Here is a 20,226-nt window from a genome sequence, read left to right as displayed (position 1 = left end):
TCAACAGTCAACAGTCAACAGTCAAATTACCATTTAGGTTCACTTTCTATCAAAAGTGTGGCTGCGATGCTGTCTATCGGCTTTGAGAAAAAGTATCCTTGTCCGTATTCGCATTGCAGCGCTCTAAGTAAATTAAGCTGTTCGATGGTTTCGATTCCTTCAGCAATTACATCCATTCCTAAATGACTGGCTAAAATTAAAATAGTCTGTACAATCGCTTCGTTGCCTTCATCTTCAGTCATACGACTAACAAAAGCTTGATCGATTTTTAAAGCATCAGTTGGAAAAGTGTGCAGGCGGCTCAAAGAAGAATAGCCAGTGCCGAAATCGTCAATATATAATTGAATTTCTAAATTTTTCAATTCCGCGAGGATAGCGACTGCAGATTCGGCATTCTCCATGATAACGCCTTCAGTAATTTCTACCTTTAAAGTGCGAGGGTCAAGCTGAGTTTCTTGTAAAATTTCGCTAATGCGATCGATTAAATCTGGTTGTTTAAATTGCTGGTTAGAAAGGTTGACGCTGACAGTCAACGGCGGATTTGCTGGGAATTTTTGGTGCCACTCGTGGATCTGATGACAAGCCGATCGCATCATCCACCAGCCCATAGGTATAATCAATCTAGTTTCTTCAGCTACTAAAATAAACTCGCCAGGAGATACGACACCGCGCTGCGGGTGATACCACCGCAGCAGCGCTTCAAAACCGCTGATTCTACCAGTAACTAGAGAGACGATAGGCTGATAGTAAAGCTGAAATTCCTGGGAGTCTAAAGCGCGTCGCAGGTCGTTTTCCAGTTGCAAAAGGGCGACGGCGCGAGTGTGCATACTTAAGTCAAAAACTTCGTGGCGAGCTTTGCCCAATCCCTTAGCATGATACATGGCAGCATCTGCATCTCGGAGCAGTTCTTCAGGCCGATCGTACAACATGGGGAACGGGACATTGGGAACAGGAGAGTCGGAAGATAAGCAAGACAAAGAAGTTTCCCGATCGATATTTCCCAGATTCTCGGGACTCGACAATGTGCTGGTTTCCCTTGGATACGGAGGCAAACCAGAACAAACAATCCCAATGCTAGCACTGGTAAAAACTTGATATTCGTTAAGGTAAAAAGGCTCTGCCAGTTCCGCTTGCACTCGTTCGGCAATCAGGATCGCATCCTCGGTGCTTTTGATATTTTCCAGCAAAATAGCGAATTCGTCGCCGCCGAGACGGGCAACGGTATCTCCACCGCGCAAACAGATTCCCAGACGCTGCGCGATCGCGATTAGCAATCGATCGCCCACTAAATGCCCCAAACTGTCGTTAACAACCTTAAAGCGATCGAGATCGATAAACAGCACCGCAAACAAAATCTCGGGGCGGCGTTTTGAAAGATCGATCGCGTGCCCCAAGCGATCCATAAATAAAGCTCGGTTGGGCAAACCGGTTAGCATATCGTGCAAAGCATCGTGTACTAACTTATCTTCTGCTATTTTGCGGAGGGTAATATCTTCGACAGTTCCTTCGTAGTAAAGTAAATTTCCGTCAGGATCGCGAACTGCCCGGCCGTTCTCGGAAACCCAGATAGTAGTGCCATCAGCGCGATAAACTTGGGACTCGAACTCAGACACAAAACCTTGTTTTTCGATCGCGCGCAAAAACTCGACGCGCCGGTTGGGATCGACGTAAAGTTGGCGGTCTATGTCTTGGATATTCGCGATCAATTCCGCGGCCGACTCGTAGCCGTAAATTCTCGCCAAAGCAGGGTTAGCGCTGAGGTAGCGTCCGTCGGTCGTTGTCTGGAAAATGCCTTCGATCGCATTTTCAAAGATACTGCGGTATTTCTCTTCCGCCTGTTGCAGGGCGAATTCTGCCTGCTTGCGATCGGTGATATCCGTCAACGTGACGAGATAGCCTAGAACTTCACCGCTTTTGGTCATTTCTGGCACTGCTTGCCAAAAGACCCAGGTTGTAAAGTCACCCTTGCAAAAACGGTACTCTAACTTACAGGGCAACTTGTCTGTGACAGCGCGATACCACTGGCTCAAAACGCGCTCGCGGTCTTCGGGATGCAAACTTTGCGCCCAACCTTCGCCTAGTGCCTTTGGTGCAGTCAGTCCCGCCATCTCCAAAAATCGCTCATTGACGTACAAGCAATCTCCAGCAGCGTCGGCGCGGAAAATCCCGACAGGTAGTATTTTTGCCAAGGTGTAATAGCGGTATTCGCTTTCTAGCAGCGCGCTGGCAGCTACTTTCGTCTCGGTGATGTCAAACATTGCGCCTTGAAGGATGACAGACTTGCTTGCTTCATCGCGAACTGCGGTCGCTTGATCGCGGAACCAGACAACTCTGCCGTTGCGGGCGATGGCGCGGTATTCTGAAACCAGCGACCCCTCGCAGAAAATATCTTCTCCATCGCTGAATTTCTGTGTGGCGTTTTCAACTAACACCCGATCACGGTCTTCTGGGTGAACGAGTTTCAGCCACAGGTCAGGGTCTGCTCTCCATTCAGCTACAGAATAACCTAGAAAAGTCTCGATTTGCGGGCTGATGTAAAGTTTGGCAGCCTTGCGGTTGAGGGGAGAAATGTAGGTGACAGCGGGCATTTGTTCTACCAGGGCGCAGTATTTCGCTTCTACAGTGGACAGTGCTGCTTCTAGGCGCTGCCGCTCTAACTCGGCGGCTGCCCGTCCCGCAAAGATGCTGAGAATTAATCGGAATTTGGCAAGATGTGCTTCCACCAGGGGTCGATCGTGGAAAATACAAATAATGCCTAAAGGTTCGCCGTAAGAGTTTTTCAGCAAGACTCCCAGGAAACTGCGCGCACCTGTAACTACCGGTCTGCGGTCTTCTGGAAAGGTTTCCCCGAGGTTGTCGGGACAGGCATACATTCCCGCCTCCAGCACCCGCGCTTCGGGAGTATTGGCGGTGTCGCACTCAAAGTTTGGCTGCTGCTGTCCGTCGCTCCAAAAACTGATAAGTTGCAATCTATCGGCAGCAGCATCGGTGCGTGCCTTCGACTTAATCGATTTGGCAGCGACGGCGGTGCGAACTCCGAGTGCTGAGGCTAAGTGGCAAACTAAGGCATCAAAGAATTCTGCTCCCCCCGGCGAATCAGTACCTGCTAGGATTTCGCCCAGCAAATCTTCCTCTAATTGTGCGAAAGCATTAACTTTGGGAGGATTCTCGGCATTCGGGCGATCGGGATTTTCCCCCCTCGAACCCGAAATGCTCAGACTTAGGGTTTTGCTGGTTCCAGGCCCCACAATAGGCGAAGAATTCACAGTTAGGCGCTGTTGCTTGGCAAAGAATACAGCGCGGCTTATACCTAAAACTTTACCCAAGAAGCTGTCAGTTGCCGGCCACCGATTTGAGTTGGGGAAAATCAAAAAGTTTTTCCGCATTTTCAATCCTGCAGATAAATCGTCGGGCTTTAAGTCTACCAACTGCCGTTGCTCTTGGGCTAGCGGTAGACTGGAAGGCCTTCGGTGCCACTTGATATAAATCGCGGACACCACGGCTAAAGTCGCCAATAATCCCAGAAGATATGCAAGAATCTCAAAGTAAAAAAATAAATCTAGATCGAACATCGATTAGCACCGCTCGACAATTGTTGTAGTTATCTGAAGCCAATCTATTTAAAAATAACTAAGTATCGTCACGGATGGGTAACGAATACAAGGTCAGATCGCCGCGAAGGCGACAAGAGAGTTAACAGTTCACAAAAAACCTGGCAATACTTGACATTACCGAACTTTTTGTTTTTTTTTTCGTACAGGCTGAACCCGTGCAGGTGAAATTGCAAACACATATATACGGTTGTGGCACTCCTCTAATGGGGTAAGTTTACGTTTACTTTTCTAATCATATTTAACGCTGCATTTACATCAGCATTAATCGGACTTTCATTCCAAGACCGAAACCACCCCCGTTTACCGCTCTTATCCTGGCAAGACTCTTGCTTACCGACAGGCTCTAAATCCCCAAATCTGCACTTATTTGTATAATATGCTTGTGTAACTATTACCTTGATACGGACTAACTCAGTTTTGTAAGTAATAAATCTTATGAGCTGGATATGAGGAATTACTCCAAAAATGTGATGTTTTTTTTCTAATTTTATATTTTGTTTCCCCCTCACATTTGTGCCCATAATTAACTGGATTATTTTCTCATCTCCCAACCGCTTGACAATCCCACTGGTGGTCTGATGAAGGGAGTTTTCTAATTGCTTGTTTCGATTAAAGGTGATTTGCTGGAGTGGGCGCGTGGTAGATTTTCCCAGGTCAAATTTTGACAGTAAAAATGCTCGGTGGTGATTGACACGTTTATTAATTGATTTGAGAGGTTTTTTATCATAAATAGTTGGGGTAAATGTTGGCTTATTAGATGTCACAGCGACGAGGTTATCAATCCCTAAACATATACCTGCTCTGAGGTGGTAATTTAAATCCACCAACCTTACAGGCTTTAGACTAGCCACCTCAAAAAAGTATAGCGTTTTTGCAGGAACTACCCTTACCTTTATGACATTTTGGGAGTTTGTAGAAATTATTATGTCACTTTGAGATAAATAAATTAGTCCCTTATTGGGGTTTATCCCGCTTTTTTCTATGGATTGGTTATCAGAAGTGAACAAGTTACCTGTACAGATTTTAGGTTGGTATTGGGGGATGCTGGGGAGGAATAAAAATGTAGCTATATCTCGGTCATAAGCTATTCTTGAATTTTGGCAATCCTCCCAAGCGTGAACAATTTGTTTGAGAACTTGATTGCTAATTTTAGCAGGGAATGATTGAGAGCCGTCTCTAGGTTTTAAGATAGCAAATAACTGTCTGATAATTTTAGTACCACTAACTTTAGGTTCAGAAGTGAAAAAGTGTTTCCTCATAAATATTTACCATGGTCGTTGAGATTTTTGGACAAAAATGATAAGTCATCAAACTGTTTATAAAACTGATGCTGACGATCTATGTAAAGCCTTTCAACAACAATCATAAATTTTGGGATAAACGAAAACTTTTTTGTTGCTTTGCTAAGCAATATACAATAAAGTCTAGGGATTATCTGATCTAGTGTAACACCCATGATGAAAGCGATCGTTTTTCAAACCCCCGGAAGCCCGTCCGTATTGAAACTGCAAGATATCCCCGCCCCTACTATACAAACAGAAACTGAAGTTTTGGTGCGGTTGCGAGCGGCTGGTATCAATCCGATAGATACTAAGTTGCGATCGCGCGGCACTTTTTACCCCGATAAAGCTCCTCACGTTTTGGGGTGCGACGGTGCTGGAGTCGTAGAGGCTGTCGGTGCTGGTGTGCAAAGTTTCCAAGTGGGAGACGAGGTTTTTTTCTGCAATGGCGGTTTGGGCGGGTCGATCGGTACTTATGCTGAGTTTGCCGTTGTAGACGAACGCTTTCTCGCCCTCAAGCCTGCTGCTTTAAGTTTTGCTGAGGCGGCGGCGGCACCGTTAGTTTTAATTACAGCTTGGGAATCGCTGTACGATCGAGGGCGCTTGCAAGCCGGTCAAAAAGTGCTGATTCAAGCCGGTGCAGGCGGTGTCGGCCACGTCGCGGTACAGTTGGCGAAATTACAGGGGGCAGAGGTTTGCACGACTGTTAGTTCTGAGGAAAAAGCCAATTTTGTCAAGCACTTAGGTGCAGATTCAGTTATTTTATACAAAAATACCAATGTTGTCGATGAGGTTTTGACTTGGACTCAAGGACAAGGAGTTGATTTGGCTTTCGATACAGTCGGGGGAGAAACTTTTTACCAAACTATTCCGGCTGTGAAGATTTATGGAGATTTGGTAACAATTTTGGAACCCGATCCAGGTTTGGGCAATTTGAAAACAGCGAGAATGCGGAATCTGAGAATTAGTCTGGAATTAATGTTAACACCAATGCTAGAAGGTTTGGTGGAGGAACAGGAACAGCAGGCTCATATTTTGCAGAAGTGTGCTCGTTTGTGCGATCGCAACTTGCTAAAAATTCACGTCAGCAAAACTTTCCCTCTCGAAGAAGCGCAAGCCGCTCACGAACTGTTAGAAACAGGCTCAGTAACTGGGAAAATAGTGCTTGAAATTGGGGGTTAAAAATGCGCCTGGTTAAATAAGAAATTCACAACTGATATCATGTCCGGTCGAGGGAACGAGATTTTTGTAGGGACCAGTGAGCCAAGAATACCTGCCAATAATTGACAATCTCAAAAACCCGCCCCGACCGGGATATTATGGTTAATTGAGCGGACATGATATGAAATTCTTGGATAGAAAGGTGCAAAATCCTCGTTAATAGTCTTGAGAGAGTTCTGGCTAATTCGACCAAGGTAAATCTTTGTTTTATATAAAATCCATTGGCATCGGAATGATCCATCTGTCTCTTCCGTTTCTCTGTATCCTCTGCGCCCTCTGCGGTTTCATCATTCCAATACAACCGGAATTCATATTATTACGCTGATGATTAAAAGGCTGGCAGCCTAAAAATGTCAACTGGTGGTATAAACAAGAGCGAAAACCGCATAGGGAAAATACCATTGTCGATCGAGCAATTTGGGCGTCAACTGCTGAATTTAACATGACGAAAGGCACAGCGGCGTCTCCTAATTTGGGATAACTAACGGCGATTCACTTGTAACCAAATTTCCAGCGTCACCAGCAGCCACAGCTTCAGCCCATAGCGGGGAAAAACTTCGCCACGATAGTTTAGCCACTCGCGGATTAGTGTTCGATCGAGGTAAGGCGCGATCGCCGCATGACGATTCAGCAGCAACGATCGCGCTTGCCGCTGCCAATCCCTCAAAAACCACTGCTGCATCGACATCACCATGCCACTTTTCGGACGGTTGACAATGACATCGGGCAGCAAATCCGCCACAGCAGCCTTGAGAACCGCTTTTTCCTGCGCGCCCGAAAGCTTATATTCTGGCGGAATTTGCAAACTCAGCCCCACCATCCGCGCATCGAATAGGGGCGATCGAGCTTTTAGTCCCGCCGCAGCCGTGAGATTATTCACCTTGGTCAAAATGTAATCGGCTCCTTTAAACTCAATGTTGAGCAGCATCAGCCGATTCAAAAACGTCGTTTCTGTCTGTTGCAATTCCTCAGCAAAGACGGAAGGCGCATTCTTCACCTTTTCCCAAACCTCCGGCTTCAGCAAACGTGGCAAATCCACATAGCATTTTTGAAACGAAGTCAAGTAAGCTGCGATCGGATCGGGTTTACCCTGAATCGAACCGTACAAACTGTTGAGTAACATCGGCTTATTTTTGGGCCCGCCAAAGCAAGGATCGCCGCCTTCGCCATTGAGTACCACGTCTGCGAATTGCTTTGCCGATCGCCCCAACAGCAAATTGGGAACCGTCAAGCCTTCCCCCACCGGATCATCCATCGCCGCCAGCGTTTCTGGTAGCAACTCCCAAATTTGCTTTGGCAAAACTTCTAAAATATGGTGCTCAGTGCCACAATGTGCTGCGACGATGTTGGCAAATTCAATCTCGCTGGGATATTGAGCGCCAAAGTGCATCGAGAAAGTGTGTACCGGACGATCGTGCAGCCTTGTGGCGATCGCCGCGACGCAACTTGAGTCAACCCCGCCCGAAAGATATGCTGCGACTGGTTCTCCCGCTGGTAGCGCTTCCTGCACCAGTTGTTCCAAAAGCGATCGCACTTGTTGACTGTGCCATTCCAAAGGGCGATCGGCGTTAGTAATTTGCTCCTGTGGCTGCCAGTATCTCTGCGCCTCAATATCCGGTAAGTACAGGTAGCTACCGGGCCGCAACTCTCGCACGGCTTCCCACAGCGTTTGTGCTCCGGGTACAAAGGCACAGCACAAGTAGTCGCGCAAAGCAACTAAATCAAGTTCTCGATTGTGATACGGATTGAGCGATCGCAGTCGAGGCGCGATCCAGCGAGTAGTTCCTGCACGGGTGTAATAGAGGGTTTTGGCTCCCACGCGATCGCGCCCCAGACACAAGGTTTCCTCCTCTGTATCCCACACAGCAAGGGCAAATTGTCCTTCCAGTAAGCTCAAAGTTTGAGGGCCTGACTGTTCCCATAGCCGCCCGACGATCGCCAAATCGGTCAATCCCTCGGTGTCAATCTGTTGTTTGAGCGTGGGGGTGCGATTGAAGCAGCAGTCACCTACCAGCACAAATCGCTGATTGGGGCTGAAGGTGGGTTCAGCTCCGATTATGGCAAAACCGGAAGTTTCCCAAGTTGCAGGGCGCGATCGGGCTTCTGGGCCCCAAGCAATCACCCAATTCGGGTTAATCAACTTCTGATTTTGCATCGATTTAATTAGCTTAAAAAATATTAGAAAGTAACTTATAAATCAAGCGAAAAATAGCTGTTCCAGCGATCGCACCCAAAGCACCCAACCATCCCACAAACAACACGCCCGTGATCGGAGAATTCGGATAAATCGCAAGTGCCGCCGTCTGTAAAGCCGGGAAAAACCACAGCAAAGCCACAGTACCTGCACCAATAATCAACATCTCAGTTTGTTCGATCGCCCTGCGGTACTGGCCGTAAATCAAACCCGCCACAATCATCCCCAACAATCCGATACTCAAGCCAGGAGACGGCAGCAAACTCGTCAGGGCGATCGCCAGCACCCCCCCCTCAAAACCCGTAAACGCCGCCCCGGACAAAACCTCCCAAATCGAAAAAGTCGCTCTCTGCGAAGGTTGCAGCCCTCCTGGAGGTGTTGCAGGAACCCGTACAGGAGGAGGCAGAGTCGGTTGAAGAGGTATCGGAGGCGGCGCCACCACGACTGTAGGTGGTTGAGAATGTTGTTGAGGCCGAGACATCAGAGCCGCTTCCACCTCACTCGCAGATTGAAAACGCTGGCTGGGAGCTGATAATAACATTCGATCGAGAACGTGAGCCAAACGCGAACTTACCTGCACCCGTGACTGCCAATTCCACTCGTTTCTGTAACTATCAAACAACTCCGTCGGCTGCAAACCACTCAGCAAAGTAATACAAGTCACAGCCAAAGCATACAAATCCGTTGCCGGATAAACTTCTTGCCCGCTCATCTGTTCTGGCGGAGCGTAACCCAAAGAATAAATACCAGTCGAAGCTTTTGCACCCCCAACACTTTGCGTTACTTGTTTAACAGCCCCAAAATCTAATAAATAAAGCCGACCGTTTTTACCCCGCATAATATTAGCAGGTTTAATATCTCGGTGAATCGAACCGCGAGAGTGAACAAAATCGAGAACCTTCAAAATTTCCCGCAGCACCTCCACCGTTTCCACCTCCGAAAACCTGCCTTTAACAGTTAGTTCATCCTCCAAATTTTTACCGTCAATAAATTCTTGAACCAGATAGAAAAACTGATCGTTTTTTCCCGGCTGCAAACTCGTAACAGTCAGCTCAAAAAAAGCCAGCAAACTCGGAATTTGGGAATGTTCGTTTCCCAGTTCTTCCAGCACCGCCGCTTCCCGTTCAAACAGAGTTTGAGCGATTTGTAGCTGTGGCGGAGTCAGACTTACCGACGGCTGCAAAAGTTTAGCAACGCATTGCCGCATCGCTGGAGTATAGCGGTCTCTAGCCAAAAATGCCGCCCCAAAACCGCCTTGACCCAACAACCTCACGGGCAAATAGCGCCCGCCCAAAATCAGGGGCATCCCGCAAGTCGTGCAAAACTTTTGCTGCACCGTTTTAAGCCGCGAACTGTCATCGAGGTCAGGAAAATAGTTTTGAGGACGCGGGCAGCCCGGTCGGGTGCAGTAAACTTCCATTTTTGTTTGCTAATAAGAAGGAAGAGGGAAGAAGGAAGAGGGAAGAGGGAAGAAAAAGCGATTGTTAAACCAGATTTCGATTTCTCAACTAACCGCGAACTGCTAACTGCCAGCGACCTAAGAGATTAACTTCCCGCCGAGTTGGGAGTTCCTATTTCTATGAATCCCAAATCGAGCGCCGGGGGTTCTTTCTTCTCCAGGATGGTCGAATAAGTAGCAAACTGGGGCAAAATTTCATTGCTGAAAGCCTCTGCTGCTTTAGAACGGTAGCGGTTGGGGTTGTAAATCAGCGACAAAATGCGAGTTACCAAAACTTCGTCCATTTGAGATTTGTGCAAGACGCCCATGAGCAACTCTTTTTCGATCGCCGAAACCGACACAAAAGCAGCTCCGAGCCCCGACTGAACGGCATTTTTAATGGCTTCGATCGAATTTAGTTCCATCTCTATTTTCAAGCGGCGCGTGTCTATGCCGCAGCGAGTCAGTACCTGATCGATTACTTTGCGGATCGTAGACTGCGAATCGAGGGATATAAACTGCAATTTGTAAAGGTCTTCTTTTTGGATAGTTTCTTGTTGTACCATCGGGTGGGACGGAGGAAGAATCAGAGCCAGTTCGTCCTCAGCGTAAGGAACAATTTCTAAAGCTTCTACAAGTTCGGTAGGAATCTCTCCGCCAACAATTGCCAAATCGATTTGCCCGTTTGCCACACTCCACGCCGTGCGGCGGGTCGAGTGAACGTGAAGCTGTACTGCTACATCCGGGTACTTTTGGCGGAACATCCCGATCATCCGGGGCAGCAAATAGGTTCCCGTTGTTTGAGAAGCGCCGACGATCAAAGTACCGCCTTGGAGATTTTGCAAGTCTTCGAGAGCTCGACAAGTTTCCTGGCAAAGCGATAAAATTTTCTCGCCGTAACTCAGCAGCAGGTGTCCGGCTTCGGTCAGTTGCGCCCGCCGCCCCCCCCGGTCAAACAGCGGCACGTCCAACTGTCTCTCTAAGTTTTGCACCTGCAAGCTAACTGCTGGCTGGGATACATAGAGGCTGTCCGCGGCGCGTTTGAAGCTTCCTTCAGAGGCGATCGCCTTGAGAATGCGTAACTGGTCTAAAGTGAAAGGAAGGTCAGACATATATCTAAATTGTCAGTTGTCAGTTGTCAGTTGTCAGTTGACGGTTGACGGTTGACTGTAGGCAGCGAACAGCAAACAGCGAACAGTCAACAGCGAACAGTCAACAGCGAACAGCGAACAGTCAACAGTCAACAGCGAACAGTGAACAGTTAACTGACTGATAACCGCTGAATGCTCCCATAGATACTTTGTGACACAAATTGGCCGAGAATCAATAACTTTTCTTAATATTTGCAATGACGATCGACTTGGCGCTCGACTCCCACTTAGTTATTCTGGGCTTGTTACTGGTTTTTGCGATCGCCCACAGCGGTTTAGCAGCCCTCCGGCCCAAAGGTGAAAAGCTGATCGGGCCGAGACTTTACCGCGTTTTGTTTGCCCTTGTCAGTTTGCCGCTAGCCGTCATTCTGATTGTCTACTTTTTCAACCACCGCTACGACGGCGTACAGCTTTGGCAAGTACAGGGATTACCCGGAGTTAAACCCGCAGTTTGGATACTTTCGGCAATTTCCTTTCTGTTTCTGTACCCAGCAACTTTCAACCTCCTAGAAATTGCCGCCGTCCAAAAGCCCCAAGTGCACCTCTACGAAACTGGCATCATTCGCATCACCCGTCACCCGCAAATGGTGGGACAGGTGATTTGGTGCGTGGCCCACACCCTGTGGATTGGCACTAGCTTTACCCTCGTCACTTCCATCGGTTTGGTACTTCACCACCTCTTCGGAGTGTGGCACGGCGACAGGCGACTTCAGGCTCGTTTTGGAGAATCCTTTGAAACCATCAAATCTCGAACCTCAATCATGCCTTTTTTGGCAATCCTACAAAAGCGTCAAACCCTTGATTTGCTTGAGTTTCTGCGCCCTTCCTACGTAGGTGTAGTCATTTTTACTGGTTTGCTGTGGGAAATTCATCCTTTTTTGATGCGTGTCACTAGGAACATATACTGGTAGCATGATCCCTAGGATAGAAAAAAAATTATTAAATTTTGAGGGCTCATGGTGTTGTCGGTTAGCGAACGCACTTTTGCACAAGAGGTGTTTCAAGCCTCTACCCCCGTTTTAGTTCACTTTTCGGCTCCTTGGTGCGGTTTGTGCCGCGCGATCGACCCCACGCTTAAGACTTTTGAGGCAGAGTGGGCAGAAAAAATCAAGCTGGTTGGGGTGAATGCCGATCAATGTTTCAAGTTGGCCCACACTTATCGGCTGACAAGTCTGCCCACGCTGATTTTGTTTGAGGGCGATAAAGTTCGATTTAGATTTGAAGACTACAAAGGACGCGAGGAACTGCGGCGAACTCTGGATTCCTGGATGCTCGCAGCTCACGTAGCTTCCCCATCTCAACGGCTGCAACTTCAGGAAGTAGCCAACAGGTAACATTTTTAAGTCCCATAGCTGTTAGACCCCCGACTTCTTAAAAAATTCGGGGATATAACACCTATTGTGCCGGTAAGTACAAGATTTAACGAATTTAACACGTGTTAATACCACCATGTCTAATTTAGTTAATGTTGACTTGCTCCCTGCCTCGGAAGCGGGAAATCTCACAGCATTAGCACTGTCTAATACAGAAATTGACGAAAAGCTGCGCTCGGTGCCGGTGTTTGTGATTACAGATGCTCAGGGTGCTCCCCTCATCTCTACTGTTCCCAAACAAGGTCAGGGTCAAACCGGCAATGATTCAGTGGCACGAATTTTTATCAGCCAGCAGGATGCTCAAGCTTTTATCGATCAACTGAAAACTACAAACCCTCAGTTGGCGGCCTCCGTGCGCGTGACGCCGGTGTCGCTGGGGGAAATTTATCAGATCACTCAAGCAAATAAAGGCAAGCCGGAGGAGATCCAATTTTCTTACGTTCCGGCTCCGCAGCAGGTGCAGTTGGCTAAAACTGTACTTCAGCAGACTGGTCAACAGGTTAACGAGTTCAACGGTGTACCTCTGTTTTTGGCCAGAGGTGGCCCGGAAAATGGTTATTTGACGATTCAGCGCAACCAGCAAGAGGTGATTCCCTTGTTTTTTAACAAGGAAGAACTGCAGGAACTGGTGGAGCGCTTCCAGCAGCAGCAGCCGAATCTCACTGCCACAATTAAGATTGAGGTGGTGAACTTGGAGAGCGTTTTGGAAGCTTTGCGTACTGAGGACGACGCGTTCTTGAACCAATTGATTTTGATTCCCTCGCAGGAGTCGCGGGAATTTGTGCGCCAACTTCCTGGAAGTATCACAGACTTTGAGCAGTTGAGCGTTTTTAATAAGTTATTGACTGCATCCGCTAGCGGAGGTTTTTTTGACTTAACTCTTGGCAATGATTTATTTCAAATACCTCCAAACAGTGCGACTCAATTTCCTGGCGGCGTGCGAGCCTTAGACGGTAACGATACCGTGAGTGGTTCATCAGATGATGATGTAATTAATGGGAATGCTGAAAATGATCTGCTGCGCGGCGGCGCTGGTAGCGACTTGCTGCGGGGTGGCAAAGGCAGCGATTTAATTTTCGGAGATGATGGCAGCGATCTGCTCAGCGGCGGTCAAGATAATGATAGTCTAGACGGTGGAAGTGGCAGTGATTTTTTGCGGGGAGGGAGAGAAAATGATACTCTCAACGGCGGCGAAGGTAATGATTTTTTATTAGGCGATGCAGGTTTTGACATTCTTACGGGCGGCGGCGAAATAGATAATTTTATTATCAAAATAGATGTTGATGCAGGGGTGCGGGATGCAAATTTTGCCGATCGAATTACCGATTTAAATCAAGGGGATAGAATTGCGATCGCAGGCAGTATCACTCTTAATGACCTCAATTTCAATGCGGAGGGTGCAAACACGCTAATCTTGTTAGCTAATGGCGACATTTTAGCGAATGTTTTAAATGCAACACCGGCAACTGTTCGCAGTTCCACATTCATCGCCTCCACTACAGATTCGATTCTAAACTTGGGGTAATCGCGATCGACCTCCGCAATATCAGTTTCACGGGCATTCATTCATCCCGACTCTGTTCGGGGTGAGATTTATGGCACATTAACTCCTAACAACCTAAATCCATAAGGCCGCCAACTCAGCATACTTCAAAAAATATCAAGCATTTATGCCCAGTCGTCCAAGCCTGTGTCACAATTGTTTACAGTTTTGTCAATCTAGTAGAAACTTTAAACTACCTATCAGTCATGGAACTGCTTTATCAATATGCTTGGCTGATTCCAGTCCTGCCGCTGGCAGGCGCAATGCTAGTAGGTCTAGGCTTAATCACCTTTAACCAGGCAACCAACAAACTCCGACAAGCGAATGCGATATTAATCGTCTCCGCGCTCGGAGGGTCAATGGTACTATCCTTCGCATTGCTGTGGAGTCAACTACAGGGCCACGCACCCTACACCCGCACTATTCAGTGGGCTTCTGCAGGCGACTTCTCGCTGAATATGGGCTATATCATCGACCCCCTGACGGCGGTGATGCTGGCGATCGTCACTACGGTCGCCTTTTTGGTGATGATTTACACCGACGGCTACATGGCTCACGATGACGGGTACGTGCGCTTTTACGCCTACCTGAGCATCTTCAGCGCGTCGATGTTGGGTCTGGTAATCAGCCCGAACATCGTTCAGATTTACATTTTTTGGGAACTCGTAGGTATGTGTTCGTACCTGCTAGTCGGATTTTGGTACGATCGCAAACCCGCTGCTGACGCTTGCCAAAAAGCTTTTGTCACCAACCGCGTCGGCGACTTCGGCCTGCTGCTGGGCATCCTCGGCATTTACTGGGCCACCGGCAGCTTTGAATTTGAGGTGATGGGCGAACGCCTGCACTCATTAGTCGAATCCGGCGCCCTCAGCGCGACTCTGGCGACCATCTTCGGCGTCCTGATATTTTTGGGACCAGCAGCCAAATCCGCTCAATTCCCCCTCCACGTCTGGCTGCCAGACGCAATGGAAGGCCCGACACCGATTTCGGCCCTGATCCACGCCGCGACAATGGTAGCCGCCGGCGTATTCCTGATCGCTCGGATGTACCCGGTGTTTGAAGGGCTGCCGGCAGTCATGAATTTGATCGCCTGCACCGGCTGTTTTACGGCATTTATGGGTGCTTCGATCGCGATTACCCAAAATGACATCAAAAAAGGCCTCGCTTACTCCACCATCTCCCAACTCGGCTACATGGTGATGGCAATGGGCGTCGGCGCTTACAGTGCCGGACTTTTTCACTTGATGACTCACGCTTATTTCAAAGCAATGCTGTTCCTGTGTTCAGGTTCAGTGATTCACGGTATGGAAGCAGTTGTAGGCCACAACCCCGCACTCGCTCAAGATATGCGAGTCATGGGCGGCTTGCGGAAATATATGCCGATTACCGCTTCTTGCTTTTTAATCGGAAATTTGGCAATCTGTGGCATTCCCCCGTTTGCCGGTTTTTGGTCAAAAGACGAAATCCTCGCCAGCGCCTTCGCAGCAAATCCCGCTCTGTGGGCTGTTAGCTGGTTGACGGCCGGGATGACCGCGTTTTATATGTTCCGAATGTATTTCAGCACCTTTGAGGGCGAATTCCGCGGCAATGACAGCGCCATCAAGCGGCAACTCTTGCAACCCGGTGTTGTTTTCGGCCCGGGAGCGATGAACGTTAAGGAATTGGCATCAACTGGCGACAGTCACGATGAGCACGACCATTTGCCTCACGAATCTCCTCTGACAATGGCTCTGCCGTTAGTCTTGCTAGCAGTACCTTCTGTGTTTATCGGTTTTCTCGGTACGCCGTTTGCCAATTATTTCGAGCAGTTTGTTCGCGCTCCGGGCGAATCTCTCGAAGAAGTTTTGGAACACGCTGCTGAGTTCAATTTGACGGAATTTTTGATTATGGGCGGAAGCTCTGTAGGTATTGCTTTGCTGGGCATTACTTTGGCTTCTCTGATGTATTTGAGCCGTAAAATTGACGCAAGTGCGATCGCCCAAAAAATCAAACCGCTTTACGAGTTCTCCCTCAACAAGTGGTATCTCGACGATATCAACGATTTTCTCTTTGTCAAAGGCAGCCGCCGTTTAGCGCGGCAAGTCATGGAAGTTGATTTGCGAGTCGTCGATGGTGTAGTCAACCTGACCGGTTTGGTCACGCTGATTACCGGCGAAGGTTTGAAATACTTTGAGAGCGGTCGCGCTCAGTTTTATGCCCTGATTGTGTTTGTCGCAGTTCTGGGTTTTGCGATCGTTTCTGGAGTCGGTTAAATCTTTAGGGACACGGCATTTAGTGTCAACTTAATGTCAAACCGACTGTATCTCTTGTTTGTCTCGAAGTCTAGAGCCCCCCTAACCCCCCTTGATAAGGGGGGAACAAGAGTATTCTCTCAAAGTCCCCCTTCTTAAGGGGGATTTTGGGGGATATAGACTCAGGTAAAAGCAATATTTATCAAGGATTTTAGGCTTAATTTTACACGCTTTGGGCATTGCCGTATCCCCACTAGGAGATATTTTGAGAAATGGTATTAGGTTAATAAATCACCATTGAGAATTAGCAAATATAGCAATCCTTGCAGGAGTCATAAATTTTTTACCCCACCCCAACCCTCCCCGATGCCAAGGGGAGGGAGTAAGAAATTCACAAATGATGCGAGGATTGCTATAGAAATAAATCTTTCATTAAACTTAACTGTTGCGATCGCATAATTTGTCCAAATAATAGCAAAAAAAAATGTTCCGTCTAAAGAAAGTATAAAATTTAGGCTAAAATTGCCAAAATGTGTTTAAACCTAATAACTGATGGATCATTTTAAAACGCAATGGATACAGCTAACTTTCCCTGGTTAACAACAACAATTCTGTTTCCCATTGCTGCGTCCTTGCTGATTCCTTTAATTCCCGATAAGGATGGCAAGACGGTGCGGTGGTATGCCCTAATTGTGGGTTTAATCGATTTTGCCCTACTTGTTTACGCTTTTTACACTCAGTACGACTTCAGCAATCCAGATTTGCAACTGGTAGAAAGCTATACTTGGGTGCAGCAACTCGATTTGAATTGGTCGGTGGGTGCTGACGGTTTATCAATGCCGCTGATTCTGCTGACTGGTTTTATTACTACGCTGGCTACTTTAGCTGCTTGGCCTGTCACATTTAAACCGAAGCTTTTTTACTTTTTGATGCTGACAATGTACGGCGGCCAAATCGCAGTTTTTGCCGTGCAGGATATGTTGCTGTTTTTCCTGGTTTGGGAACTGGAATTAGTCCCGATTTACCTGATTTTGTCCATCTGGGGCGGCAAAAAGCGCCTCTACGCAGCAACTAAGTTTATCCTGTACACCGCAGGCGGTTCGCTGTTTATTTTGCTTGGCGGGCTGACGATGGCGTTTTACGGCGATACGGTGACTTTCGATATGCGGGCGATCGCAGCTAAAGATTATGCCCCCAATGTAGAATTGATCCTGTATACAGGTTTTTTAATAGCTTACGGCGTCAAACTGCCAATTTTTCCGCTGCACACTTGGCTCCCTGACGCTCACGGGGAAGCAACCGCACCCGCCCATATGTTGCTAGCAGGAATTCTGCTAAAAATGGGCGGTTACGCTTTACTGCGGATGAATGCGGGAATGCTCCCAGATGCTCACGCTACCTTCGCGCCCATCTTGGTAATTTTGGGTGTGGTAAATATTGTTTACGCGGCATTAACTTCTTTTGCTCAGCGCAATTTGAAGCGGAAAATTGCTTATTCTTCGATTTCGCACATGGGGTTTGTGCTGATTGGGATAGCTTCGTTTACCGATTTGGGAATTAGCGGTGCAATGCTGCAAATGGTTTCCCACGGTTTAATCGGGGCGAGTTTGTTCTTTATGGTAGGATGCACTTACGATCGTACTCACACCCTCATGCTCGATGAAATGGGCGGTGTGGGGCAGAAAATGCGTAAGGTTTTCGCGATGTGGACTGCTTGTTCTATGGCTTCTTTGGCTTTGCCGGGAATGAGCGGTTTTGTAGCAGAATTGATGGTGTTTGTGGGTTTTGCAACCAGCGATGCTTACAATCCAGTGTTTAAGGTTTGCGTGGTATTTCTAGCTGCTGTAGGGGTGATTTTGACTCCGATTTATCTGCTGTCGATGCTGCGTGAAATCTTCTACGGGCCTGAGAATAAGGAATTGTCGGATCACGAGGAATTGGTGGATGCGGAACCGCGAGAAGTGTTTATTATTGCGGCTCTGTTAGTGCCGATTATTGGCATTGGTTTGTATCCGAAGATGCTGACTCAGGTTTACGATGCGACTACTGTTCAGTTGACGGCTAAGCTGAGAGATTCTGTGCCGTCGCTTGTGGCTAAGGCTGCTACGGATAAAACTGTGTCTCTGCGTGCTCCGGCGATCGAGCCGAGCAAGTTGTGATTTGAACGGGAGTTAGGAAGAAAACCCCCAAACTAATGTAAAAATAGCGGGCGTTGCTGATTCACGGTATGAATAACCTTTTCCCTTGAAGTTACAAAACTCACCCTCAAGCGGGCTTATAGCAATTGGGAAATCTTGAATTCATACCTCTATTCAGCAACGCCAGCTTTCAGAGTTAACAGGAGTTCATGTGGGAATGCAAATTGAACCCTACGACCCTCGCCACCTTGATGCTGTTATTCGTCTTTCGCTTCGGGCATGGACCCCAGTCTTTGATTCGATTCAGAAGGCGATGAACGCTGATGTTTACCAGGCATTCTATCCCAATCATTGGCGTGTGAGCCAGCAAAAAGCTGTGGAGGATGTCTGTGCTGCGGAAGACACGAATGTATGGGTTGCGATCGATGCAGGTTCTACTATGGGCTTTGTAGCCGTGAAACTACACTCAGAGGACAGCATGGGTGAAATCTACATGGTTGCCGTCGATCCAGACTTTCAATGTCGCGGCATTGGTAGTGCTTTGATAGAATTCGCTCTGGGTTGGATGAAAGATGCTGGGATGTCTGTTGCTATGGTTGAGACTGGGGGCGATCCTGGCCATGAAAGAGCCCGTCACACCTATGAAAAGGTGGGCTTTGAGCTATTCCCAGTTGCCAGATACTTCAAGAAGCTTTAAGTGCAAATGTTAAGCCTCAAGGTTTACTTTGTTCGATAGCTAGTTAATCGCGATCGCTCAATCGAGTCATGTTTGGTTTCACGTTACCCTGATTCACAAGTAAGGACGTGACAAGCTTTACCCAACCTACAGCGAGGGGCGATCGCACTCGTTCCTACTCCGCCCGGGCATACTCCGCGAAGGCAGAGCCTCCACTAAGCGCTCAAGGCACATCAGAGCGGTAGGTTAGGACATTAGGTTAATGCTGGATAAGATCGATATAGGGCCTGGTATCCAGCAAAGGTGACGGATAGCACCCAAGAACCCAGACTTAACCTGCAAGGTTTCTGCTTAATCCCTTAAAATTGAGATGTTATCGAGCAGATCTAACGGATAATCTTGGAAATCTTGGGTGTTATGCAGCAGCTCTAACGGTGAATACATAGTTAGGCTTCACTCTTCTTTAGAGCTGTTCTTGCCACCCGTTCTTACTAACCTTTTCTTGGGAGTATCTAATTCCCTTTTGATTAAGGCATAAGTTGTCTAGTAGTTAATGGTTGTGACGGTAATTAAGCTAAAGTTTATTAGAACTGAAAGCATCCGCCAATCTGTTGTTTTTGCAAGAATATATGTAAGTTTTGTAAGTGTCCGCTAATTTGTTAATTAGGCCTTATGAATGACTCAGTAGATATTGAAGCAATTAGAGCTGAAGCATTAAGAAAACTGGGGAGAAACATAGTTAATTTTTCAAAAATCGAAGCAGCCTTCAAATACTTGCTTTCAGTGAGCCAATTAGATGGAACTGGAAAAACAATTTCAGCTCAGTTACGTAGGAATGAAACTCGACTCCGAAAACAAACATTAGGTAAGTTAGTTCAGGAATTTAATAAAAATATTTTGGGAGATGCTAGTCAATCTGAGCCTACACCAGATTTTTCTGAGGCAGGTATTTCTCTATCATTTAAGGTTACTTATGACAATACAGATTTCTTAAAAGTAGAAAAACGTAAACTTGCCAGCATTGTAGCTGAGCGAAACAAATTAATTCATCAAAACCTAGCGTTTCTTGATACCAGTTCTGTAGAAGATTACCACAATTTAATTACCCTTTTAGACGAACAAAATCCCCGACTATTAGCTCAACTTGAAGAACTGAGGGGGATGATAGAGTTCCTAAGAGAGAGTTTGGGAGCCTTTAAGGATTTGTCTAAATCACCAGATTTTCTTTAAAGCATACAATCTAACCAATCTAACGCCTAAGCCTAACACTGCATGGCAGTGGACGGTCGAAACCCACTGGTCTTTAGTTCGAGATTATCTGCCGCCGCTGCATTTGGCCGTTAGACCGCTATGTATGCGATATAAGC

13 protein-coding genes are annotated in these 20,226 nt (G+C 47.3%); 8 read left to right on the top strand and 5 right to left on the bottom strand.

The window, feature by feature from the left end; genetic code table 11:
• Window positions 1-26 precede the first annotated feature (26 nt).
• Both QUA77_RS06480 and QUA77_RS06475 read right to left on the bottom strand, forming a co-directional pair.
• Window positions 27-3,572: an EAL domain-containing protein gene (locus QUA77_RS06480; protein ID WP_333449615.1), complete on the bottom strand. Its 3,546-nt coding sequence runs from the start codon at window positions 3,570-3,572 to the stop codon at window positions 27-29.
• Window positions 3,573-3,814: 242 nt separating this feature from the next.
• Window positions 3,815-4,873: a transposase gene (locus tag QUA77_RS06475; RefSeq protein ID WP_333449614.1), complete on the bottom strand. Its 1,059-nt coding sequence runs from the start codon at window positions 4,871-4,873 to the stop codon at window positions 3,815-3,817.
• A gap of 198 nt (window positions 4,874-5,071) precedes the next feature.
• Between QUA77_RS06475 and QUA77_RS06470 the strand changes: the two genes are divergently transcribed.
• Window positions 5,072-6,076 carry a zinc-dependent alcohol dehydrogenase family protein gene (locus tag QUA77_RS06470; RefSeq protein WP_333449622.1) on the top strand — a complete coding sequence of 335 codons (1,005 nt, stop codon included), beginning with the start codon at window positions 5,072-5,074 and terminating at the stop codon, window positions 6,074-6,076.
• A 520-nt stretch (window positions 6,077-6,596) separates the two neighbouring features.
• Here QUA77_RS06470 and QUA77_RS06465 read toward each other — a convergent pair.
• The 3 genes from QUA77_RS06465 to QUA77_RS06455 form a co-directional block, all read right to left on the bottom strand.
• On the bottom strand, window positions 6,597-8,270 hold the full coding sequence (locus QUA77_RS06465; RefSeq protein ID WP_333449613.1) for an asparagine synthase-related protein: 1,674 nt from the start codon (window positions 8,268-8,270) through the stop codon (window positions 6,597-6,599).
• Window positions 8,271-8,283: 13 nt separating this feature from the next.
• Entirely contained in the window at window positions 8,284-9,729 is a 1,446-nt protein-coding gene (locus tag QUA77_RS06460; protein ID WP_333449612.1) for a serine/threonine-protein kinase, read from the bottom strand.
• A 125-nt stretch (window positions 9,730-9,854) separates the two neighbouring features.
• Entirely contained in the window at window positions 9,855-10,859 is a 1,005-nt protein-coding gene (locus QUA77_RS06455; protein WP_333054398.1) for a LysR family transcriptional regulator, read from the bottom strand.
• A gap of 236 nt (window positions 10,860-11,095) precedes the next feature.
• Here QUA77_RS06455 and QUA77_RS06450 point away from each other — a divergent pair, with 236 nt between their 5' ends.
• The 7 genes from QUA77_RS06450 (at window position 11,096) to QUA77_RS06420 (ending at window position 20,089) form a co-directional block, all read left to right on the top strand.
• On the top strand, window positions 11,096-11,809 hold the full coding sequence (locus QUA77_RS06450) for an NnrU family protein (RefSeq protein WP_333372208.1): 714 nt from the start codon (window positions 11,096-11,098) through the stop codon (window positions 11,807-11,809).
• A gap of 45 nt (window positions 11,810-11,854) precedes the next feature.
• The gene (locus tag QUA77_RS06445; protein ID WP_333449611.1) at window positions 11,855-12,232 is read left to right on the top strand and encodes a thioredoxin family protein; all 378 of its coding nucleotides are present in this window, start codon (window positions 11,855-11,857) and stop codon (window positions 12,230-12,232) included.
• A gap of 115 nt (window positions 12,233-12,347) precedes the next feature.
• The gene (locus tag QUA77_RS06440) at window positions 12,348-13,796 is read left to right on the top strand and encodes a Tic22 family protein (protein ID WP_333449610.1); all 1,449 of its coding nucleotides are present in this window, start codon (window positions 12,348-12,350) and stop codon (window positions 13,794-13,796) included.
• A 224-nt stretch (window positions 13,797-14,020) separates the two neighbouring features.
• On the top strand, window positions 14,021-16,066 hold the full coding sequence (locus tag QUA77_RS06435; RefSeq protein ID WP_333449609.1) for an NAD(P)H-quinone oxidoreductase subunit 5: 2,046 nt from the start codon (window positions 14,021-14,023) through the stop codon (window positions 16,064-16,066).
• A gap of 551 nt (window positions 16,067-16,617) precedes the next feature.
• Complete coding sequence (locus tag QUA77_RS06430; RefSeq protein ID WP_445302062.1) at window positions 16,618-18,204, top strand: NAD(P)H-quinone oxidoreductase subunit 4; 1,587 nt, start codon at window positions 16,618-16,620, stop codon at window positions 18,202-18,204.
• A gap of 196 nt (window positions 18,205-18,400) precedes the next feature.
• Window positions 18,401-18,880, top strand: coding sequence for a GNAT family N-acetyltransferase (locus QUA77_RS06425; protein WP_333449608.1), 480 nt, complete (start codon window positions 18,401-18,403; stop codon window positions 18,878-18,880).
• Window positions 18,881-19,531: 651 nt separating this feature from the next.
• The gene (locus QUA77_RS06420) at window positions 19,532-20,089 is read left to right on the top strand and encodes a hypothetical protein (RefSeq protein WP_333449607.1); all 558 of its coding nucleotides are present in this window, start codon (window positions 19,532-19,534) and stop codon (window positions 20,087-20,089) included.
• Window positions 20,090-20,226: the final 137 nt, after the last annotated feature.

It is taken from the genome of Microcoleus sp. K5-D4, from assembly GCF_036704575.1.
GTDB lineage: Bacteria > Cyanobacteriota > Cyanobacteriia > Cyanobacteriales > Microcoleaceae > Microcoleus.
This window is presented reverse-complemented; position numbering and strand designations above follow the sequence as displayed.